Annotated in this window: 20 protein-coding genes; 7 read left to right on the forward strand and 13 right to left on the reverse strand. The window is 54.9% G+C overall.

All coding sequences use genetic code 11. The annotated features are described in order from the left end of the window. Positions 1-224: 224 nt before the first annotated feature. Positions 225-956 (reverse strand): arginine ABC transporter substrate-binding protein ArtJ, encoded by a 732-nt coding sequence (gene artJ, locus VGM55_RS00915; protein ID WP_154185035.1) that lies wholly within the window; start codon positions 954-956, stop codon positions 225-227. A 105-nt stretch (positions 957-1,061) separates the two neighbouring features. Continuing rightward, complete coding sequence (locus VGM55_RS00920) at positions 1,062-2,069, reverse strand: KpsF/GutQ family sugar-phosphate isomerase (RefSeq protein ID WP_331634304.1); 1,008 nt, start codon at positions 2,067-2,069, stop codon at positions 1,062-1,064. Between the two features lie 170 nt (positions 2,070-2,239). Here VGM55_RS00920 and VGM55_RS00925 point away from each other — a divergent pair, with 170 nt between their 5' ends. Genes VGM55_RS00925 through VGM55_RS00940 form a run of 4 tightly spaced genes read left to right on the forward strand, consistent with a single transcriptional unit; the run spans position 2,240 to position 6,853 of the window. Further along, positions 2,240-2,959, forward strand: a complete 720-nt coding sequence (locus VGM55_RS00925) for a DeoR/GlpR family DNA-binding transcription regulator (protein ID WP_154185034.1) — start codon at positions 2,240-2,242, stop codon at positions 2,957-2,959. A 29-nt stretch (positions 2,960-2,988) separates the two neighbouring features. Further along, a complete protein-coding gene (locus VGM55_RS00930) occupies positions 2,989-4,293 on the forward strand; it encodes a four-carbon acid sugar kinase family protein (protein ID WP_331634305.1) in 1,305 nt (434 codons plus the stop codon). A gap of 18 nt (positions 4,294-4,311) precedes the next feature. After that, positions 4,312-5,310: a 4-hydroxythreonine-4-phosphate dehydrogenase PdxA gene (gene pdxA / locus VGM55_RS00935; RefSeq protein WP_154185033.1), complete on the forward strand. Its 999-nt coding sequence runs from the start codon at positions 4,312-4,314 to the stop codon at positions 5,308-5,310. A gap of 46 nt (positions 5,311-5,356) precedes the next feature. Next, positions 5,357-6,853, forward strand: a complete 1,497-nt coding sequence (locus tag VGM55_RS00940; RefSeq protein WP_154185032.1) for a GntP family permease — start codon at positions 5,357-5,359, stop codon at positions 6,851-6,853. Positions 6,854-6,902: 49 nt separating this feature from the next. Here the strand turns inward: VGM55_RS00940 and artM are convergent, their stop codons facing one another. From artM to VGM55_RS00965, 5 genes are all read right to left on the reverse strand, one after another. Next, complete coding sequence (artM, locus tag VGM55_RS00945; RefSeq protein ID WP_154185031.1) at positions 6,903-7,571, reverse strand: arginine ABC transporter permease ArtM; 669 nt, start codon at positions 7,569-7,571, stop codon at positions 6,903-6,905. Then, a complete protein-coding gene (gene artQ, locus VGM55_RS00950) occupies positions 7,571-8,287 on the reverse strand; it encodes an arginine ABC transporter permease ArtQ (protein ID WP_154185030.1) in 717 nt (238 codons plus the stop codon). Before artQ ends, artM begins: the two co-directional genes overlap by 1 nt. A gap of 8 nt (positions 8,288-8,295) precedes the next feature. Next, positions 8,296-9,027, reverse strand: a complete 732-nt coding sequence (gene artJ / locus VGM55_RS00955; protein WP_331634307.1) for an arginine ABC transporter substrate-binding protein — start codon at positions 9,025-9,027, stop codon at positions 8,296-8,298. A gap of 20 nt (positions 9,028-9,047) precedes the next feature. Continuing rightward, on the reverse strand, positions 9,048-9,776 hold the full coding sequence (artP, locus tag VGM55_RS00960; protein ID WP_154185028.1) for an arginine ABC transporter ATP-binding protein ArtP: 729 nt from the start codon (positions 9,774-9,776) through the stop codon (positions 9,048-9,050). 227 nt (positions 9,777-10,003) lie between these two features. Then, a complete protein-coding gene (locus VGM55_RS00965) occupies positions 10,004-10,528 on the reverse strand; it encodes a lipoprotein (protein WP_331634308.1) in 525 nt (174 codons plus the stop codon). A gap of 108 nt (positions 10,529-10,636) precedes the next feature. Here VGM55_RS00965 and VGM55_RS00970 point away from each other — a divergent pair, with 108 nt between their 5' ends. Beyond that, the gene (locus VGM55_RS00970) at positions 10,637-10,960 is read left to right on the forward strand and encodes a heavy metal-binding domain-containing protein (protein WP_008461083.1); all 324 of its coding nucleotides are present in this window, start codon (positions 10,637-10,639) and stop codon (positions 10,958-10,960) included. Beyond that, positions 10,957-11,787: an N-acetylmuramoyl-L-alanine amidase gene (locus VGM55_RS00975; RefSeq protein ID WP_331634309.1), complete on the forward strand. Its 831-nt coding sequence runs from the start codon at positions 10,957-10,959 to the stop codon at positions 11,785-11,787. The genes VGM55_RS00970 and VGM55_RS00975 overlap by 4 nt, the downstream gene beginning before the upstream one ends. Here VGM55_RS00975 and VGM55_RS00980 read toward each other — a convergent pair. From VGM55_RS00980 to poxB, 4 genes are all read right to left on the reverse strand, one after another. Continuing rightward, positions 11,784-12,794, reverse strand: a complete 1,011-nt coding sequence (locus VGM55_RS00980) for an NAD(P)-dependent oxidoreductase (protein WP_331634310.1) — start codon at positions 12,792-12,794, stop codon at positions 11,784-11,786. The two genes, VGM55_RS00975 and VGM55_RS00980, sit on opposite strands and share 4 nt — an antisense overlap. A gap of 88 nt (positions 12,795-12,882) precedes the next feature. After that, positions 12,883-14,334, reverse strand: a complete 1,452-nt coding sequence (locus VGM55_RS00985; protein ID WP_331634311.1) for an SDR family oxidoreductase — start codon at positions 14,332-14,334, stop codon at positions 12,883-12,885. 15 nt (positions 14,335-14,349) lie between these two features. After that, positions 14,350-15,351, reverse strand: coding sequence for a low-specificity L-threonine aldolase (gene ltaE / locus VGM55_RS00990; RefSeq protein WP_331634312.1), 1,002 nt, complete (start codon positions 15,349-15,351; stop codon positions 14,350-14,352). Between the two features lie 65 nt (positions 15,352-15,416). Beyond that, complete coding sequence (gene poxB / locus VGM55_RS00995) at positions 15,417-17,138, reverse strand: ubiquinone-dependent pyruvate dehydrogenase (RefSeq protein ID WP_331634313.1); 1,722 nt, start codon at positions 17,136-17,138, stop codon at positions 15,417-15,419. A gap of 150 nt (positions 17,139-17,288) precedes the next feature. Here poxB and VGM55_RS01000 point away from each other — a divergent pair, with 150 nt between their 5' ends. Further along, on the forward strand, positions 17,289-17,720 hold the full coding sequence (locus VGM55_RS01000) for a DoxX family protein (RefSeq protein ID WP_154185021.1): 432 nt from the start codon (positions 17,289-17,291) through the stop codon (positions 17,718-17,720). Positions 17,721-17,903: 183 nt separating this feature from the next. Here VGM55_RS01000 and hcr read toward each other — a convergent pair whose 3' ends face one another. Then, a complete protein-coding gene (hcr, locus tag VGM55_RS01005; RefSeq protein WP_331634314.1) occupies positions 17,904-18,872 on the reverse strand; it encodes an NADH oxidoreductase in 969 nt (322 codons plus the stop codon). A 9-nt stretch (positions 18,873-18,881) separates the two neighbouring features. Beyond that, positions 18,882-20,534, reverse strand: a complete 1,653-nt coding sequence (gene hcp / locus VGM55_RS01010; protein ID WP_331634315.1) for a hydroxylamine reductase — start codon at positions 20,532-20,534, stop codon at positions 18,882-18,884. Positions 20,535-20,562 lie beyond the last annotated feature (28 nt).

Here is a 20,562-nt window from a genome sequence, read left to right on the forward strand (position 1 = left end):
TCGCGAACGACCCCGAATGTTTGGGTGATAGCCGGTGGGTTTACCGCTTCAGCGGCGATGAGCTCGCCGGGCGCCGGGGCTGTCCGGGGGATGGCGTTATCCCCCGGACACGTTCACTACGCTCGGTGATAGCATATGAGCTTGTACTTGAGGTGAACGGAATCTTAGCGGGCCTTACATAAAACATATTTGTGACGAAGGAGCGGCCCGGAGTGAGAACAAACTTACTGCGGGAACCACTCGTTACCGATCTTCTGGTACGTCCCGTCTGCTTTAATCGCCGCCAGCGCGTCGTTCAGCTTCTTCAACAGCGCCTGATTATCCGGGCGAACCGCAATCCCTAAACCGGTGCCAAAGTACTGTGCGTCGGTCACATGCTCGCCTACGGTGCCCAGCTGAGGGTTGGTTTTCAGCCACTCATTCACCACGGCCGTATCGCCGAATACCCCGTCAATACGGCCATTTTTCAGGTCGATAATTGCGTTCTGGTAGCTGTCGTAGGAGACGGTTTTCACCTCAGGATGCTTATCCTGCAGGTATTTCTGGTGCGTGGTGCCGTTTTCCATCCCGATACGCTTGCCTTTGAGATCGTCCAGCGAGCTAAACTGGCCTTTTTTCGCAATCACCACCGCCGAGTTGGCGTAGTACGGGTTGGTGAAGGCGACCTGTTTTGCTCGCTCCGGCGTGATGTCCATGCCGGAAATGACCGCATCGTATTTACGGAACTTCAGCGAAGGGATAAGGCTGTCGAAGGCGTGGTTGGTGAACGTACATTCGGCCTGCATTTGTTTGCATAATGCTTTTGCCAAATCGATATCGAAACCGACGATCTGATTACGGGCATCCAGAGATTCAAAAGGAGGGTAGGTTGCCGAAGAGCCGAAGTTGATTTTTTCTGCCGCGGCCACGTTGAATGCGGCTGTTGCGAACACTGCGGCTAACAGTAACTTTTTCATGCGTGTTGCTCCCGTCTGTCAATATTGTTTTAAATCGCCGTTTCCCGACGTCAAATAACCATGCCAAAAAATGAATTTATATTCAATATAAATGTATTTTTATGTCTATATGGCGTCAGGTACAGGCCGTATGTTCAGCAGGTCAGTGAGGTGCAGCAGACCGACAGCCTGGTTGAGATCGTTAAGTACGGGGAGCACGGTGATGGGGCCTGGCTGATGTTGTTCCATGATGCTGAGGGCTTCATCGACAAGTTGGTGCTGGTGAATACAGACGGGACAAGGGTTCATTATTTCCACTACCGCTGCCTGCAGGAAAAGGTTGTTGTACATCACGTAGCGACGAATATCACCGTCGGTAATAATACCTTCCACCGCATTTTGTTGATTAACAATAAGCACCGCGCCGGAAAGGTGGCGCGTCATGGTGAACAGCGCGTCAAGTATGGTCGTGTCGCGGCTTAACAGGCAGGCTTTTTCCCCGCCGCGCATGACTTTCTCAACCGTCAGCAACAGTTTTCTGCCCAATGACCCCCCAGGGTGATAAAAAGCAAAATGCTCTGTACTGAATTCCCGCTCCTGCATGAGGGCGACGGCGACGGCATCGCCGATAGCCAGAGCCAGCGTGGTACTGGTGGTGGGCGCAAGATTCAGCGGGCAACATTCGTGCTCAACCTTTGACGAAATGAAAATATCGCTGTGCTTAGCAAGCATAGAATCTGCCGAGCCGCATACTGAAATAATCGGTACGCCAATACGCTTTAGCGTCGGCAGCATATTCACGATTTCAGCTGTTTCACCACTGTTAGAAAGAATAAGCATGACATCTTCCCGGCAGACTCGTCCCAGATCGCCGTGCAGCGCTTCCGCGGGGTGCAGGAAAAACGATGGCGTTCCGGTGCTGGAGAGCGTGGCCGAAATTTTATGCGCAATATAGCCCGGCTTTCCTATCGCACTGACGATGACCTTGCCCGATGAATTTAATATTAATTTAATTGCGCGAGCGAATCCTTCATTAATATTAGCGGTTGCGCTAATTATTGCTTTCGCCTCTTCATGTAATACGTTACGGCCTCTGCTAATTAATTCTTGCATGGTGTCGGTTTTATTATTCACGTTGTTTCCTTAAACTAATGATGCTGATTGTGGGGTTTTTACCACAATACTCTTTTAATTTTCTTATTTAGTGAAGAGGTTGTGAATTTGTGATTTTATTCACAGCTGTGTTTTTTTAAAACAGTTAGCTTAAAAATCGAGTGAAGCTAACACTCAACGAGACAGTGGTCATGACACGTTATTCCAAAATGCAAAGGGTACACCGCATTATCGAAATGCTTGATGTTAATCATTCAATTACCATTAACCAGTTAGCGGAATACTTTACGGTTTCACATATGACTATTCGTCGGGATGTCGATGAGCTGCAAAAAGAAGGAAAAGCGAAAGTTATTTTTGGTGGGCAGATTATTAAGGGTTTTATTAACCAGAGTCCAGACTATAAGAATAAGGCGCAGCATAATATTGAGTGGAAAAAGTCTATCGCATTACAGGCCTATAACCTTTTACGCCCCGGCGAAGTGATCTTTATGGATGGTGGTACGACGGTGAAACAGTTGGCCTGGCTGATCGACATTCCACTAACCATTATTACTAATGATATTTCTACTGCTTATATATTGAATGACAATCCCGGCGTTAAGCTGATTATTTGCCCTGGAGAGTTAGTCAGAGAGAGTCGTTCAGCCTATTGCAGTGAAACGCTGCGCTACCTGAGCGATCATTACACCGACCTGGCATTTATAGGGGCGGATGGGTTTGGTGAAAACTATGGCGCCATGACCACGACGCAAAGTAAAGCCGACTGCAAATGGATGGCGATGAATCATGCCGCAAAATCGGTACTGTTGGTTGATGAAAGTAAAAGGAATGTATTTTGCCATTACAAAATAGCCGATCTGGCTAATTTTAATCAGATCATCGTCAATCGCGAGCCGCTTATGACGTGATCTTAATCCGATACAGAGAGGGAAGCACTGTGAAAATAGCCATAATCGCGGATGATTTAACCGGCGCAAATGCCACCGCCGCGCTGTTGAGTACCAAGGGGTTTACCACCATGACCTGCCTGGATGACCACGATGAAGAGGAGACGCGTTTTGATGTCATCTCTTTCTCAACGGATTCTCGCTCGGTTTCATCCTGCGAGGCATACCAGCGCGTGGCGGAGCGCGTTGCTCGCATCAATCCCGAGGAGACGCTGATAAGCAAGCGTATTGATTCGACGCTGCGCGGGAATCTGGGGGCGGAGGTGGATGCCGTTATTGATCGCTTCCCGCATCTGATGGCGATTGTTGTGCCCGTTTATCCTTCAAGCGGCCGCATCTGCGTGGGGGGATCGCTGCTGGTTGACGGTATACCGCTGCAAAATACCGCCATGCGCAATGACCCCAAAAACCCAATGCTGGAATCTTCCGTTGTTGAGCTTTTCCGCCAGCAGACAAATAAGAGCGTAGGATATATTTGTCTGCGTGATGTATTGAGCGGGGAGAGCACCCTGACCAAAAAGCTGAGGGAGCTCTATAGAAGCAATGTTCGTATTGTGATTATAGACGCGACAACGGCGGATGACATTCAGCAAATTGCTCTGGCGGTGCAGAAATCAAAAGTGCCTTTTTTCTGTGTCGATCCCGGCGTATTCACCTCTCAATTGTCATGGCTAAAATTCTCCTCCGGGCGGCGCCGTACAAATAAAGTGCTGCTGGCTATTGGGAGTGTTTCTGATTTAACCCAGCGGCAAATTAAAAAACTTCGCTATGAGCGCGAAGTCTATATCGAGACATTACCGGCCGATATGTTAATTGAGTTTGCATTACACCCTCAAAATACCCTTGAACTGGTCGACCGTTTAATTGACAAAACTCGTACCTTTGATGTTGTTGGCGTTGACTCCGTAGAGTCGCCTGAGCATATTTGCCGTTTGGATACGTTAGCAAAAAAATATGGCGTTGATACTCATGAGGCCAGCTGCATGATAAATCGCGGTATTGCTGAAGTTGTTGCTCAGATTTTAATTAAGGAAAAGTCGCCCATTAGCGGACTTTATGGTAGCGGTGGCGATGTGATGGTCAGCATAACCAAAAGATTAAAAGGCAATGGCGTCGTGCTGAAGGATGAGGTGGAGCCGCTTGCCGTATATGGAAAACTCGTCGGTGGACTGTCAGATGGGCTACCTATTATTACCAAGGGTGGGTTCGTGGGTAATGATGATACGCTTATTCATTGTATTGATTATTTAGTGACGAAGATTTCAAGTAATACCGCTGCAACAGACGTTAATTAATAATAAAAGGAGTTGATTATGAAACCGTTGGTTGTTATTCCAATGGGGGATGCTGCTGGCATTGGCCCGGAGATTACCGTAAAAACATTAGCCTCAGAGAATGCACAACACGATGCCAGAATGATCGTTGTTGGAAATAAAATGGTGCTGGAGGAGGCTGCGAAATTTTCTGATGTGCAATTATCGATTAACGTTATCACCGGGGTAAAAGATTATCTCGACCGCCCGGACACCATGAACCTTATTGAAGCCGGAGAGTTAGATACTGAAACGCTTACGCCGGGTGAAATTCAGGGGCAATGCGGTAAAGCCGCTTATGAGTGTATTGAACTTGCGGTCAATATGGCGCTACGAGGTGAGGTCGATGCCGTTGCAACCACCCCAATAAATAAAGAGTCGCTTAAGGCCGGCGGCGTCGATTTTATTGGCCATACCGAAATTTTTGCTCATCTGACGGGCTCTCATGATCCGCTGACCTTGTTTCAGGTGCATACCCTGCGCGTCTTTTTCCTGACGCGCCATCTCTCGTTGGTCAACGCGATACAAAGCCTGACTCCTGAAAAAGTGTGTGACTACGCCATACGCTGCACCCGCGCGCTACAGCAGCTTGGCGTACCGGCTCCGAAGCTGGCGCTTGCGGCCATTAACCCTCACGGCGGAGAACACGGACTCTTTGGGCACGAGGATGATGACGTTTTATTGCCCGGTATTGAGCTTGCCCGCAAGCAAGGCATCTTGATTGATGGGCCAAAACCAGCGGACAGCGTGTTCCATTTTGCTCTTAAGGGCGCGTGGGATGCGGTGCTTTCGCCGTATCACGACCAGGGGCACATCGCCACCAAAATGGTGGATTTTCACCGCACAATTTCCATCACCGCCGGGATGCCTATCCTGCGAACTTCTGTTGATCACGGTACGGCGAACGACATTGCAGGCAGGGGCATAGCCGACCCTGTAAGCCTGATTGAGGCGGTCAGATTGGCCGCGCTTTATGCACCCTATTATCAAAAACAATAACGTGTGGCGGGCGTAATGGCCTGCCGCCTTTATCCGAGGTGAGTGTATGTCTGATAAACCAATGGAAACCGCTACGGCGGGAATGAGTCCAGGCCTGAAGGGCATAGTTGTCCTTTGTATTGGCTTAGTGATTTTTAACCTCGGTAGTACCAGCGAGGAGGAGTTAAACAGTTTTCGCGTCATTGGTGGCCTGCTGGTCGCGATTGTGGCGCTGTTGTTTATGATCCTCAAAACTCGCATTCCGGCGTTTCCGGCGCTGATTATTGCTGCGGTGATCACCGGCTCGCTGGGGGGGATGAAAAGTGAGCTGATGATAGCCTCCGTGACTAAAGGGTTTGGCGGTACCCTGGGGCATATTGGCATTGTGATTGGCTTTGGCGTGATGATGGGCTCCCTGCTTCAGATGAGCGGGGCCTCTAAACGCATGGCGATTACCTTTATTCGCCTGTTGGGTAAAGGGCGTGAAGAACTGGCGCTGGTTATGATAGGCCTTATCGTCTCGATGGCGGTGTTCTGCGATTCGGCATTTATCGTTTTGGTGCCGTTGGTGAAAGCCATTTCCCGCTCAACCGGAAAGTCGGTGGTTGGGCTGGGCGCTACGCTTGCGGCCGGTTTGGTCATTAGTCACAGCATGATCCCGCCTGCGGTAGGGCCTTTTGGCGTGGTTTCACAATTCAATATGCCCATTGGGCGGTTCATGCTGTGGAGCATGGTGGTGGCGGTTCCCGTGGCAATAGCCGGTTTCCTGTACACCCGACACCTTGGAAAAAGCATTTTCCTGATCCCGACGGAAGACGGTAGCGGGTTTACGCGTGAACGCCCCATTTGCGGAACAGAAGGTCGCGAACAGGAGGAAGACCTGCCGGGTAAGGCAATTTCCTTCGCCCCGTTAATGGTTCCTATCGTGCTTATCCTGCTGGCAACTTTCCTGAAAGAGTTTGGTCATGTCGATCCTGAGATTGATACCTGGCAGCAGTCGCTGACGCAGATGTTTGTGGCAATAGGTCACCCGGTGACCGCGGTGGGAGCCGGGCTACTTATCGCGATTATCGGGCTTGGCAGCCGTTACGATCGCAAAGAAGTGACGCAAAATATGGAAAATGCCATCCGCTCTGCGGGGATCATTTTTCTGGTGATCGGCGGTGGTGGGGCGCTGGGGATGGTGCTGCGTGACTCTGGCGCAGGCAATATGATAGCGGAATATATTATTTTGATGGGCGTGCCGGGCGTCTTGCTGCCGTTGACGATTTCGACGCTGGTTCGCCTGATTCAGGGTTCTGGTACGGTAGCGATGATTACCGCCGCGAGCATCACGGCACCGATGATCGGTACCTTAGGTGTGGATCCTGTTATTGCTGGACTGGGCTGTACGGTAGGGTCATTTATGTTCTCCTACTTTAACGATGCCTATTTCTGGGTGGTAAACCGTTCACTGGGCGTGACGGAAGTGCAGGAACAAATCAAAGTCTGGAGTATCACGTCAACGATCCTCTGGGCGACCGGCTCTGTGACCCTGCTGTTGATTAATGCGCTGTTTTTCTAAAAAGGTTTAGGCGTAAAAAAGGCTTCCGTGTGGAAGCCTTTTTCGCAGTCTAGCTTCGGCGCTCAAACGCCAGCGCCCGGCGTTCGATAAAGCGCATCAACAGCGTAAGCAGCCCGTTAACGATGAGGTAGACCAGCCCGGCAGCGCCAAAGACGGCCACATCATAGGTGCGGCCATACAGCAGCTGCCCGTAGCCCATCACTTCCATGAGCGTAATGGTGTAGGCCAGGGAGGTACTCTTGAACACCAGCACGACTTCGTTCGAGTACGAAGAGAGCGCGCGTTTAAAGGCATAAGGCAACAGGATGGCCAGCGTGTCTTTCTTGCTCATCCCTAGCGCGCTACAGGACTGCCACTGGCCTTCCGGAATGGCTCTGATCGCGCCGTAGAACAGCTGCGTGGTGTACGCGGCGCTGTTCAGCGACAGCGCAATCAACGCGCATAGCCACGGTTCGGAAAGCAGATGCCACAGCACCGGATAGTGCTGGAGCGACGGAAACTGCCCCGGACCGTAGTAAATGAGGAAGATTTGCACCAGCAGCGGCGTGCCGGTAAACAGCGTGATGTAAGCGCGCACAATGTACACCAGCACGGGTGTTTTCAGCGTCAGAACGATGGTAAACAGCAGCGACAGCACGAGCGCCACGGCAATGGAAGCGGCGGTGAGCGTCAGGCTGGTGTGTAGACCTTTCATCAGCTCCGGTAAGTACTCGAGCATCAGTCAGGTCTCCGTTCAAAGCGCGTGGCGCGCAGGTCGATACGCTTCAGGATGTACTGGCTCAGCAAGGTGATAACCAGGTAAATCGCCGCGGCTATCACGTACCAGGTAAACGGCTCCTGCGTGCGGGTAGCGATACTTTTGGTTTGCAGCATCAGGTCGTTCACGCTGATAAGCGACACCAGCGCGGTGTCTTTCAGCAGCACCAGCCACTGGTTACCCAGACCCGGCAGCGCGTGGCGCCACATCTGCGGCATCACCAGGCGGAAGAAAATCGCGGTTTTGGATAAACCCAACGCCTGGCCTGATTCCCATTGCCCAACCGGCACCGCTTTCAGCGCACCGCGCAGCGTCTGCGACGCATAGGCGGAATAGAGCAGGGAGAGGGCAATCACGCCGCAGAGGAACGGGCTGACGTCAAAGTTCTCAATCTCCATTTTGACCGGGATTGCGGCAAAACCAAGATTGAGAGTAAAGCCGTCAGAGAGCATCAGCAGCAGCTGGGAAGAGCCGAAGTAGATAAACAGCACCACCAGAATTTCAGGCAGGCCACGGAAAAGCGTGACCAGCCCTGAGCCAATCCAGGCCACCGGGCGCCATTTGGCGGACTCCCAGACGGCAAAGATCATCGCCAGCGCCAGGCCGACTATCAGGGCACAAACGGCAAGGCCGACGGTCATCCCGGCGGCGCTTGCTAATGGAAACAATTCGTTCATCGAGTCGATTACTTCTGGAACCATTTGTCGTAGATGGCTTTGTAGGTGCCATCTTGTTTCACTTTATCCAGCGCGGCGTTGAATTTGCTCTGCAGGTCAGTGTTGCCCTGGCGCAGGGCAATGCCGAGGCCGGTGCCGAAGTAATCTTTGTCGGTCACTTTGTCACCCACGGCAACCAGTTCCGGGCTGGCTTTCAGCCATTCGGTCACCACAGCGGTATCGCCGAAGACGGCATCAATACGGCCGTTCTGCAGATCCAGCTTGGCGTTCTGGTAGCTGTCGTAAGGCACGGTGGTGATTTCCGGGTGCTTGTCGGTGATGTATTTCTGGTGCGTGGTCCCGTTCTGGATGCCCACTTTCTTGCCTTTCAGCGCGCTGATATCAGCGTATTTGCCCTTCACGCCAACAAACAGCGCGGAGTTGTCGTAGTAGGGCTTAGTGAACAGCACCTGTTTTTCACGCTCGGGCGTGATGTCCATCCCGGCCATGACCGCGTCAATACGGCGGAATTTCAGGCTTGGAATCAGGCTGTCGAACGCCTGATTGGTAAAGGTACAGGTGGCATCGATCTGTTTGCACAGGGCGTTAGCCAGGTCAACGTCAAAGCCGACTATCTTGTTGTTGGCGTCGATAGACTCAAACGGAGGGTAAGAGGCTTCGGTAGCAAAACGGATGGTCTGTGCGGCGGTAGCAGAAAGGCTCAGAGTGGCTAAAAGAGTGGCCAGCAAAACTTTTTTCATTGTCGTTTTCCCGTTCAACATCAGTGAGAGAGATAGAATTTAAACGCATCGGTTTGCGGGTTAGCAAAGCAGCTGGCATCACCTTGTTCGATGATGTGGCCGTTTTCCATATACACCACGCGGCTGGCGGTTTTACGCGCCACTTCTACTTCATGGGTCACGATGACCTGAGTAATGTTGGTTTCCGCCAGCTCGCGAATAATGCTGACGATCTGCGCGGTGATTTCCGGGTCAAGTGCGGCGGTTGGCTCATCGAACAGCAGGATCTGCGGCTCCATCATCAGTGCGCGAGCGATGGCTACGCGCTGCTGCTGACCGCCGGAAAGGTGCAGCGGATAGCGATCCATATACGGTTTCAGGCGCAGGCGCTCAAGCAGTTTATCGGCACGTTCGCGTGCTTTATCTTTGCTGAGTCCCAATACGCGGCAGGGCGCTTCAATCAGGTTTTGCAGCACGGTGAGGTGCGGCCACAGATTGTATTGCTGGAAGACCATGCCGACATTCTGGCGCAAATCGCGAATCGCTTTATCGCCGGGGGCTTTGGAGAAGTCGAAAGTATTGCCTGCGATGCTGAGCCTGCCGGAACGCGGCATCTCAAGCAGGTTGAGTACACGCAGCAGAGAGCTCTTGCCGGCGCCGCTTGGGCCCAGCAACACCAGCGTCTCACCCTGCGGGCAATGTAGTGTGATGTCGAACAGCGCCTGATGGGCACCGTAAAAGCAATTAATGCTGTCTAGTTGAATACTCATGCGCTGAAGTTGAATAGCAATTGAGGCCGCAAAGGGTACCTTTAACAGAATAGTTATGCAATCTTTGTGCGTTAAAACTTAAAAATAACTGCTTTCATGGCGTAAAGTTAGCACAAAATAGCGAGGCGGGTGGTGGCTAAGTATAAAAAACCGCATTCCCTGAAGATGCCAGACTATTTACAGGGGTTATGTTTTTACCACCCGCATAGCGTAAGCTTAAATTGCCGCTATTTCCCTTCTACTGCCTGGCGTAGCGTACCGGTTGGCGCGTGGCTTGCCGCGCCGAGATAGCGCACGTCGTCCACCGCCCAGCACTGACCTTCACGCACCATCAGCACCTCATCTTTCCATGTTTGGCTGCCGCGGGTGAGTTCGACGCGTAGCGGAAGATTGCGCGCGTCGGTATTAGGGATAGTTGATGCAGAGGCAACGCTTGCTTTATCCGGCCCTTCGGACTGGCTGGAGAAGATATCGCTGCGGATAAATGCATCCTGTGCTGCCGGAGAGGTAGTGGATTTTTGCAGCAGCTGGAACAGGGAATCACTCAGGTAAGGCCGCAGCGCGGCAACGGAACTCAGGCCTTCGCCTTTGTGCGCAATACGGTAATCATAGAACTGCTGAGCGACCTCATCCGGGCCGCCGCTGACGCAGGGGCCGCTGCGGGTGCCGATGTCTTTAAAGGCTGGTGTGACTGCAGTACAGGCCGACAGAACCAGCGCACAGGGGAGAAGAGCCAAAGCTGAGCTGCGCATTTTTATTTCCTTATTTTCTCAGGAGGACTACCTTAGCATAGCGTATTGGCTCAAAATCGCGTGGCGATTGCCGGGCTAACATGTTGATGGCAAAGAGAGGAGAACGAGATGCAGTTTACAACAACGCCAGGCCTGGAAGGCCACACCATTACTGAATACTGCGGCGTGGTGACCGGGGAAGCTATCCTGGGTGCCAATATTTTCCGCGATTTTTTTGCCGGGGTTCGCGACATCGTCGGCGGGCGTTCCGGGGCCTATGAAAAAGAGTTACGCAAAGCGCGGGACATCGCGTTTCGTGAAATTCAGGAGCAGGCTGAAAGCCTGGGCGCTAACGCCGTGGTCGGGATTGATATCGACTATGAAACCGTCGGCAAAGACGGCAGCATGCTGATGGTTTGCGTCAGCGGCACAGCGGTTAAAACGCGAAAATGAAAGCCAGGATCTTAGCGCTTGCCCTGGCGCTGCTGCTGGCGGGCTGCGCTGGCCCAAAAGGGATTGTCGATCGGGGCAGCTATAAAGTAGACACCAGGCACCAGGCGCAGGCCGCTTATCCACGAGTGAAAATTCTGGTGATCCACTACACGGCGGATGATTTTTCAAGTTCGCTTTCCACGCTCACCGATCGTAACGTCAGCGCCCACTATCTTGTTCCTGCCGAGCCGCCGCTGTCCGGCGGGAAACCCGTTGTCTGGCAACTGGTGCCGGAAGAACAGCTGGCCTGGCATGCCGGGATCAGCTTCTGGCGCGGTGCCACGCGAATTAACGACACGTCCGTGGGCATTGAGCTGGAAAACCAGGGTTACACCCGGGTGGGCGGTGTTCAGCGCTTCTACCCCTTCAGCCAGCCGCAGATTGCGGTGCTTGAGGATTTAGCGAAGCAGATTATTGCGCGCTATAACATCGCACCGCAAAACGTAGTCGCTCACGGAGATATCGCGCCGCAGCGCAAGGTTGATCCGGGGCCACTGTTCCCATGGAAGCAATTTGCGGATAAAGGTATTGGCGCCTGGCCGGATGCCGCAAGAGTGAGATTTTATCTTAACGGCCGTGGCCCACTGCAGCCCGTGGATAAAACAGAGCTGCTGGATGTGCTTTCCCGCTATGGCTACGAAGTGCTGCCGGGCATGACCAATGCGCAGCAGAAAAGGGTGATTACCGCCTTCCAGATGCACTTCCGCCCGGCGAACTACAGCGGCGAGGCGGATGCGGAAAGCCAGGCAATAGCCGAGGCGCTACTGGAGAAATACGGCCAGGGCTAGCCGCGGTGCAGCGTGCCGTGATCTTTAAGCCACAGCGCGGTGCGGCGAATGCCTTCATCAAGGGTGACGATAGGCTGGTAGCCCAGCTCCGTTTCCGCTCGTGTGGTATCCAGCGTCAGATCGAAGTTCAGCTTGGAGACGCCGTAGTGCGTGAGCACCGGCTCTTTGGCTGATTTATTGCCAAAGTGCTCCAGGCTGCGGGCGATGATGTCCAGCATCGGGTACGGCACAGAACGAATGCGGCATTTGATGCCCAGCTCGTCGATCAGTTTCTGCACGATAGTCCGCAGCGGGCGCGCTTCCATATTGGTGATGTTGTAGGCGCGGCCGGAGGGTAAGTCCTGTTTCTGCGTCGCCAGCCACATCGCGTGTACCGCGTTTTCCAGATAGGTCATATCCACCAGCGCATCGCCCCCGCGCGGCAGCAGCACGCTGCCGTAGTGGCGCATCATCTGCACCAGGCGTGGGAAAAACACTTTGTCGTGCGGCCCGAACAGGCTTTGCGGGCGCAGGATGGTGAAACGGGTGTTCGGGTTGGCCTGCGCCAGCAGCTGAATAACTTCTTCGCTGGCGGCTTTACTGCGGGCAAATTCGTTGGCAAAGCGCACCGGGCGGAAATCTTCGCGGATGTTGCGGTGATGGTGGTAATCAAAGTAGAGCGACGGCGACGAGATATGAATAAAGTCGCGTACGCCCCAGGCCACGGCCCACTCGCCAAGACGACGGGTGGCACGAACGTTGGCGAGGTCGAAGGCCTGCTGGGTTCCCCACGGCGAGGTAAAGCTGGAGCAGTGCCAGAGCGTATCGACATCCGCGAGCATCACTTTAGCCTGAGAAGAGACCAGCTCCGTCAGGTCGGCATGAACAAATTCTGCGCCCATCTTTTGCAGCAGTTTGCCCATCGCTTCGTTGCGCCCGGTTGCCCGGACGCTGACGCCCCTGGCGCGTAAATATTCGACCGCGTTTCGGCCTAAACCGCTGGTTGCGCCGGTGACCAGTACCTTCATGTGACCAACTCGTTATATTTGAGATTAACGCTGCGCATTTTTCCGTGAAACGGCAGCGCATGCAATGGGAATACTGAAAGATTAGGAGCTAACTTCTCTTTTTGATCGAGTTTTGTTCCGCTAAATGAACAATTCGCCGCGCCATTCCCTTAAAGATAAATAAATGGGCGGGGATCATCACCAGCCAGTAGAGCAAACCGCCGCAGCCGTGAGGGTGCCACCAGGCCCTGACGTCAAGCCTGCGCTGGTTGCCGTCATCCTGTAATGTGAAAGACAGCCGCCCAAGCCCTGGCGCTTTCATCCCGAACAGCAGCGTCAGCTCTTTTTCCGGCTCGGCAATAATCACTTTCCAGCTATCCACGGTGTCGCCCACTTCCAGCGTGGCTTTTTCAGGCCGCCCTTTAGCAAGCCGATGCCCGACCAGCAAATCCATCAGCGCGCGGATCTTCCACAGGGCATTGCCAAAAAAGTAGCCTTCTTTGCCGCCGAGCTGGTTAATGACCTGCCACAGTGAACGGAGATCGGCGTGGGTGGTGAGCGTGCAGCCCGCCTGTTTGGCAAAAAAACCGTAATCTGGCCGCCAGCGGGCAAACGCCTGAGCGTCATAGCCCCAGTCCTGCGAGTTGGCAAGCCGGTGTTCGTTCGCCAGCGTCTTGCGTACGGCCTCGTCAAAGCTGATGAGCTGCTGCGGGATGCGTTCGCGCAGGCTGCGGTCATCCGCCAGCAGATCGTGTTCAAGCCCCTGAATCAGCGCTTTTGCAATACCGGGCGGTACCGAGGTAATGACGTTCAGAAACCACACGGAAATCCAGCTGGTGGGGAGGGGGACGGGGATAAGCGGGCGGCGGCGGCCGCTGATGGCCATAAAGCGCTCAAACTGCTGCTGATAGCTGAGTACTTCCGGCCCGGCGGCTTCAAACAGGCGATGCCCGTTCGCCGGATGATCCAGCAGTACCACCAGGTAATGCAGCAGGTTATCCAGCGCAATGGGTGAGGTACGGGAGCGCACCCAGCGCGGCGGTGTCAGTACCGGCAGGTTGTAAACCATATCGCGCATCACTTCGAAGGCCGCTGAACCTGCGCCTACAATTATTCCTGCGCGCAGTTCGGTAACTGGAACGCCTGAATCACGCAGGATATCCGCGGTGATTTGCCTTGCCTTCAGGTGTTTCGAATTTGTTTGCCCACTTTTTGCCTGCAGTGAGCTGAGGAAAATAACCTGCTTCACCGGATGCTCGGTCAGCGCGTCGCGCATATTCAGCGCCGCCTGCCGTTCGAACGCCATAAAGTCATCGCCGTCGCCCATGCTGTGGATCAGGTAATAAACCGTATCCACACTTTCCAGCAAGGCACCCAGGCGGTGTGGCCAGTGTAAGTCAACGTGCCGACATTCGACGCCCGGCCACGGCTGCTTTTTCAGCCAGTCAATGCGGCGTGCGGCGGCGGTGACGTGATGTCCCGCCGCCACGAGTAAAGGCACCAGGTGCTGGCCAATGTAGCCGCTGGCGCCGAGGACCAGTATCCTTTGGGGTTCTGCCATCGTCCCTGACTCCCGTTAGTTTTGCAGGAAGCTGCGCCAGTGGGCGACGACTTCTGCCAGTTGGCCACGGGTGACGTCCAGATGGGTGACCAGGCGCGTTGCCGGGCCCGCGCTGATGATGATGCCGCGCTCACGCATGTAGGGGCCTAAATCTTCCGCTTCTTCCGCCGTCATGCGCACGAACACCATGTTGGTATCCTGACGCATTACGTCGACGCCGATTTCACGCAGCTCGCCCGCCAGCCAGTGAGCGTTATCGTGATCTTCTTTAAGGCGCTCAACGTTATTTTTCAGCGCATACAGGCCAGCTGCCGCCAGAATCCCGGCCTGGCGCATGCCACCGCCGGTCATCTTGCGCCAGCGTACGGCACGTTTGATGTACTCTTTACTGCCCACCAGCAGGGAGCCGACCGGCGTGCCCAGGCCTTTTGACAGGCAGATGGTGAAGCTGTCGCAGTAGCGGGTAATGTCTTCCAGCTGGCAGCCATAGGAAACCACGGCGTTGAAGATACGCGCGCCGTCAACGTGCAGCGCCAGGTTGTGCTTGCGGGTGAATTCCCAGGCTTGCTGGAGGTATTCGCGCGGCAGTACTTTGCCATTGTGGGTGTTTTCAAGGCTCAATAATTTAGTGCGTGCGAAGTGAATGTCGTCCGGCTTAATTTTGGCCGCCACTTTATCCAGCGGCAGGGTGCCGTCGCGATCCGCGTCAATCGGCTGAGGCTGAATGCTGCCCAGTACCGCGGCGCCGCCGGCTTCATAGAGATAGTTATGGGCGGCCTGGCCAACGATGTACTCTTCACCGCGCTCGCAGTGGCTCAGCAAAGCAACAAGGTTGGCCTGAGTGCCGGTAGGTAAAAACAGGGCAGCTTCTTTACCGCTGATTTTTGCCGCGTACTCCTGAAGCTCGTTAACGGTCGGGTCGTCGCCGTAAACGTCATCTCCGGTCGGCGCGGCCATCATTTGCTCAAGCATGGCGCGGGAAGGGCGGGTAACGGTATCGCTGCGTAAATCGATCATGACGGGTCCTTTATCGAGAGGCTGCGCCCGGACAAGTATCCGGGCGCCTGAGGCAACCTTCTTTTTTACCGGAACCAGTTGGTTTTCGCCAGCTCGATAACTTCATCTCCGCGCCCGCTGATGATGGCGCGCAGCATATACAGGCTGAATCCTTTAGCCTGTTCCAGCTTGATCTGCGGGGGAATAGCCAGCTCGTCTTTGGCGACAACCACGTCCACCAGCACCGGGCCATCGGTGCTGAAAGCCTGTTCCAGTGCGGCGTTCAGCTCTTCGGGTTTTTCAACGCGAATGCCGGTGATGCCGCAGGCTTCGGCGATGCGGGCGAAGTTGGTGTCGTGGAGTTCGGTGCCGTCGGTGAGGTAACCCCCGGCCTTCATCTCCATCGCCACAAACCCCAGCACGCTGTTGTTGAACACCACTATTTTAATCGGCAGCTGCATTTGCGCGACGGACAGGAAATCACCCATCAGCATGCTGAAGCCGCCGTCGCCGCACATGGCGACGACCTGACGATCGGGGGCGGTGGCTTTTGCGCCCAGCGCCTGCGGCATGGCGTTAGCCATCGAGCCGTGGTTAAACGAGCCCAGCAGGCGGCGCCTGCCGTTCATTTTTAGATAGCGTGCGGCCCAGACGGTCGGCGTGCCTACGTCGCAGGTAAAAATGGCATCATCGGCGGCGTAATGGCTGATTTGCTGCGCCAGATATTGAGGGTGGATTGGTTTGCCTTCGGTGGCTTTTGCCAGATCGTCCAGCCCTTCACGTGCTTTGCGGTAATTCTCCAGCGCTTTATCGAGGAAGCTGCGATCGGTTTTCTCTTCCAGCATCGGCAGCAGGGCGGAAAGCGTGGCTTTGATATCGCCAATCAGCGCCATGTCGACCTTGCTGTGTGCGCCGATGCTGCCGGGGTTGATATCAATCTGGATAATTTTTGCGTCCGTCGGGTAGAACGCCCGGTACGGGAACTGGGTGCCGAGCAGGATCAGGGTGTCGGCGTTCATCATCGTGTGGAAGCCGGACGAGAAGCCGATTAATCCGGTCATGCCAACGTCGTAAGGGTTGTCGTACTCGACGTGCTCTTTACCGCGCAGGGCGTGAACAATAGGCGCTTTCAGCGTGGCCGCCAGCTGTACCAGTTCATCGTGTGCGCCGGCGCAGCCGCTGCCGCACATCAGAGCGATGTTGTCGTTATAGCGTAGCAGCTGGGCCAGTTTTTTCAGCTCGTCATGATGTGGGACCACGACGGGCTGAGGGGCCGGATACCAGTGAGTGGTCGCGTTTTCTGGCGCAGGCTTAAGCGCCACATCGCCCGGCAGTACGACGACCGAAACGCCGCGGTTCAGGATGGCTTTACGCATGGCTATCGCCAGTATCTGCGGGATTTGTTCCGGGTTAGAGACCAGTTCGCAATAGTGGCTGCACTCACGGAACAGTTCTTCGGGATGGGTTTCCTGGAAATAACCGCTGCCGATTTCGCTTGAAGGAATATGGGCGGCAATCGCGAGAACGGGAACGTGGTTTCGGTGGCAATCGTACAGGCCGTTAATCAGGTGCAGGTTGCCTGGCCCGCATGAGCCCGCACAGACCGCAAGCTCACCGGTAAGGTGCGCTTCTGCCCCGGCGGCAAAAGCGGCGACTTCTTCATGGCGGGTTGGCATCCACTTGATGGTACCCATTCGGTTGAGGCTGTCGCTGAGGCCGTTCAGTGAATCGCCGGTGACGCCCCAGATACGTTTCACGCCCGCGCTTTCAAGCGTTTTGGCCAGCCAGGCCGCTACGGATTGTTTCATCGGTTTTCCTTGTCCAGTGTGATAGCGCTTACAAGCTTAGTTCAATTCCACGTAAGAGCAGGTAAAGGCCTCCCTAAAATTGGGGCTATTTGTTACCGAATATTAAGCGTAAATTATTCTCGTTATCATTTTAAAAGGGTGGCAATTCATATGGTTACTAAATTGTTAAATGCAGTGAATGGTGCATTAAGCAAAGACGATCTGGGTAAATTATTCCTGCGCCTGGCGGTAGGTGGCCTGATGCTGTTTCACGGCCTGCATAAACTGTTTGGCGGCGTGGGCGGCATTAAAGGGATGCTTGCCGCGCACGGCATACCGGAGTTTGTGGCCTACGGCGTGCTGCTGGGCGAGGTGCTTGCGCCGCTGCTGATTATTTTAGGGATCCTGACGCGGCTGTCCGCGCTTGGGCTGGCATTCACCATGATTGTGGCCTGGCTGCTGGTGGGCGTGGGGGAAACCTTTATGCTGGATAAAACCGGGGCATGGGGCATTGAAAGCCTGATGTACTTTTTCCTCGGCGCGCTGGCGATTGTCTTTTGCGGCGCAGGGCGTTACGCGTTTGGCAAGTCTGCCTGGCGGTAAAAAAAGAAGAGGCACCGCGAGGTGCCTCAGATTGATGACAAACAGCCGAAAAACGTGGTTTTCGACTGTTTGGGGCAAACCAGAGAACATTATTCATTGTTTTTATTAGACTTGGGTTCGGACTTTTTTAGAGCAATGAACTTTGTCAGCAGTCTCAAGGCACCGCGTGGTGCCTTTGTAGATTTAAGCGAGCACCAGGTCGCTCTGAGGATGACAGGAGCAGGCCAGCACATAGCCGCTGGCAATCTCCTCTTCCGTGAGCGTCATCGTGCTCGAAACGGTGTAGTCGCCGGAGACTACTTTCGTTTTACAGCAGCCACAAACCCCGGCGCGGCAGGCGGCATTCACCGGCACGCTGTTGTTTTCCAGCGCGGTAAGCAACGTGCTGCCCACCGGCGAGTAAAACTCACGCATCGGCTGTAGCGTAGTGAACTTCAGGCCGCTGGCGGCTGGTGCGGTGGCCGGGGTAAAGAACACCTCCTGATAAAACGCTTTTACGCCAAGCGCGTGAACTTCCTTCTCGACCAGAGCCATGTAAGGCGCAGGACCGCAGGTCATCACTGTACGGCCGGCGATATCCGGTACCGCGGCCAGGATCTCGCGGCTCAGCCGCCCGGCAATAAAACCGTGGGTGGCGTTATTTTCCGCCACCAGCGTCACCGGATAATGCCGCCATTCGTCTGCAAAAATCACGTCCTGCGGAGAGCGCACGTTGTAGATAACCTGCACGTCCGCCTGCGGGCGATGCTTTGCCAGCCAGCGGCGCATGGCCATAATCGGCGTGACGCCGCAGCCCGCCGCCATCAGTAGATAGCTTTCTGACGACAGGTTCTCGCAGCTGAACTCGCCCTGTGCTTCAGACAGCCACAGGTAGTCACCAACCTTCACTTCGCCGGTCAACCACTGGGAGCCGGCGCCGCCGTCGATGCGCCTTACCGTCAGCGTAATAAATTCGCTGAGGCCCGGCGTGGAGGAGAGCGTGTAGGCCCGCAGAGTCTCGCTGCCGTTACGAATGCTCACCAGCGCGTATTGCCCGGCTTTGTAAGGGTAGAAGTCGTGATTGATCAGCGACAGCGTCCAGACATCCGGCGTTTCCTGGTGAATATGGTGCACCTGCATACGGTGCGGGCACAGCGGCGTTGGCATGGTCATGGGGACTCCTTACGCGCTCATTAACTGTTGAATGTCTTGCTCAACGGTGGTGATGGCGCGCAGGCCAAATTTCTCGTTCAGCACCGCCAGCAGGTTTGGCGTCAGGAAGCCCGGCGCGGTGGGGCCGGTCACGATATTGGTGACGCCGAGCGACAGCAGCGTAAGCAGAATGACAATCGCCTTTTGCTCGAACCAGGAGAGCACCAGGCTCAGCGGCAGATCGTTCACGCCGCAGCCCAGTTTTTCTGCCAGAGTGACGGCCAGAATAATCGCCGAATAGGCGTCGTTACACTGGCCCGCATCTACCAGACGCGGCAGCCCTTCGATGTTGCCGAAGTCCAGTTTGTTAAAGCGGTATTTCCCGCAGGCCAGGGTCAGGATCAGGCAGTCCTGAGGCACGCTGGTGGTGAAGTCGGTGAAGTAGTTACGTTCGCCGCGCGCCCCGTCACAGCCGCCGACCAGGAAGATGTGGCGCAGTTTTTCACGGCTGACGAGATCGATAAGCGTATCAGCCGCACCCAGCAGGGTCTGGCGGCCAAAGCCGACGGTGATCAGGTGCTCGATTTCGCTGTACGGGAAGCCCGCCATTTGCTGAGCCTGGGTAATCACCGGGCCAAAGTTATCGCCTTCAAGGTGGCTCACGCCCGGCCAGCCGACGATGCTGCGGGTCCAGATACGGTCATCGTACGCGCCCACGGTTGGGTCGATGATGCAGTTGGAGGTCATCACGATAGGGCCTGGGAAACGGGCGAATTCGGTTTGCTGGTTCTGCCAGCCGCTGCCGTAGTTGCCGACCAGATGCTTGAACTTACGCAGCTCAGGGTAACCGTGCGCCGGCAGCATTTCACCGTGGGTATAGACGTTAACGCCGGTGCCTTCGGTTTGCTCGAGCAGGTTATAGAGATCTTTAAGGTCATGGCCGGAAATCAGGATGCATTTCCCGGCAACCGGACGTACGTTGACCTGGGTTGGTGTTGGGTGGCCGTATTTGCCGGTTTCCCCGAGATCCAGGATTCTCATCACGTTGAAGTTCATCTGGCCGATTTCCATGGAGCAGTCCAGCAGGGCGCCCATGTCCGCAGGCCAGGTGCCGAGCCACGCCATGATTTTATGGTACTGGGCGTAGATGTCGTTATCGTACTGGCCCAGCACGTGCGCGTGTTCCATATACGCGGCAGCGCCTTTCATGCCGTACAGGCACAGCAGGCGCAGGCCGAGAATGTCTTCGCCAATGTCGGCTTTATCGCGGTTTGGCGTAAAGTCGGCGGCCTGGCGCTGGAGATCGCCGAGGTCGTTGTTCACCAGCTGAAGTTCTGCCAAGGGGTTAGTTACGGCTGCCGAAGGACTGATAGCCAGCGTACGGGCTTTAAGATCTTCACGCATGGCGATGGCTTCGCGGGCGTAACCAATGATGCGGGCAGAGTCGAAGTTAACGTTGGTCAGCGTAGAGAAGAAGGCGCGTGGGGCAAAGTTATCAATCTCGTGGTCGATAATATTGCGTTCACGAGCGGCGACCGCCCAGGCAGAAAGACCCTGCAATGTCGCGATCAGCAGATCCTGCAGGTCAGAAGTCTGGGCCGTTTTACCGCAAACGCCCTGGGCATAGGCGCAGCCGTCGCCGGCCGGGGTGCGGATGGTCTGTTCACATTGCACACAAAACATGATGTCACCTTAAAGTTATATTTTAAAT

It is taken from the genome of Cedecea sp. (assembly GCF_036500665.1).
Taxonomy (GTDB): domain Bacteria; phylum Pseudomonadota; class Gammaproteobacteria; order Enterobacterales; family Enterobacteriaceae; genus Cedecea.

Excerpts from the sequence above, each read along its gene's own strand:
- pdxA (WP_154185033.1), top strand. The coding sequence starts at position 4,312 with ATGAAACCGTTGGTTGTTATTCCAATGGGGGATGCTGCTGGCATTGGC.
- artQ (WP_154185030.1), bottom strand. The coding sequence starts at position 8,287 with ATGAACGAATTGTTTCCATTAGCAAGCGCCGCCGGGATGACCGTCGGC.
- VGM55_RS00965 (WP_331634308.1), bottom strand. The coding sequence starts at position 10,528 with ATGCGCAGCTCAGCTTTGGCTCTTCTCCCCTGTGCGCTGGTTCTGTCG.
- ltaE (WP_331634312.1), bottom strand. The coding sequence starts at position 15,351 with ATGATCGATTTACGCAGCGATACCGTTACCCGCCCTTCCCGCGCCATG.
- VGM55_RS01000 (WP_154185021.1), top strand. The coding sequence starts at position 17,289 with ATGGTTACTAAATTGTTAAATGCAGTGAATGGTGCATTAAGCAAAGAC.
- hcr (WP_331634314.1), bottom strand. The coding sequence starts at position 18,872 with ATGACCATGCCAACGCCGCTGTGCCCGCACCGTATGCAGGTGCACCAT.
- VGM55_RS00940 (WP_154185032.1), top strand. The coding sequence starts at position 5,357 with ATGTCTGATAAACCAATGGAAACCGCTACGGCGGGAATGAGTCCAGGC.
- artM (WP_154185031.1), bottom strand. The coding sequence starts at position 7,571 with ATGCTCGAGTACTTACCGGAGCTGATGAAAGGTCTACACACCAGCCTG.
- poxB (WP_331634313.1), bottom strand. The coding sequence starts at position 17,138 with ATGAAACAATCCGTAGCGGCCTGGCTGGCCAAAACGCTTGAAAGCGCG.
- artJ (WP_154185035.1), bottom strand. The coding sequence starts at position 956 with ATGAAAAAGTTACTGTTAGCCGCAGTGTTCGCAACAGCCGCATTCAAC.
- VGM55_RS00970 (WP_008461083.1), top strand. The coding sequence starts at position 10,637 with ATGCAGTTTACAACAACGCCAGGCCTGGAAGGCCACACCATTACTGAA.
- VGM55_RS00975 (WP_331634309.1), top strand. The coding sequence starts at position 10,957 with ATGAAAGCCAGGATCTTAGCGCTTGCCCTGGCGCTGCTGCTGGCGGGC.
- VGM55_RS00985 (WP_331634311.1), bottom strand. The coding sequence starts at position 14,334 with ATGGCAGAACCCCAAAGGATACTGGTCCTCGGCGCCAGCGGCTACATT.
- hcp (WP_331634315.1), bottom strand. The coding sequence starts at position 20,534 with ATGTTTTGTGTGCAATGTGAACAGACCATCCGCACCCCGGCCGGCGAC.
- VGM55_RS00980 (WP_331634310.1), bottom strand. The coding sequence starts at position 12,794 with ATGAAGGTACTGGTCACCGGCGCAACCAGCGGTTTAGGCCGAAACGCG.
- artJ (WP_331634307.1), bottom strand. The coding sequence starts at position 9,027 with ATGAAAAAAGTTTTGCTGGCCACTCTTTTAGCCACTCTGAGCCTTTCT.
- VGM55_RS00925 (WP_154185034.1), top strand. The coding sequence starts at position 2,240 with ATGACACGTTATTCCAAAATGCAAAGGGTACACCGCATTATCGAAATG.
- artP (WP_154185028.1), bottom strand. The coding sequence starts at position 9,776 with ATGAGTATTCAACTAGACAGCATTAATTGCTTTTACGGTGCCCATCAG.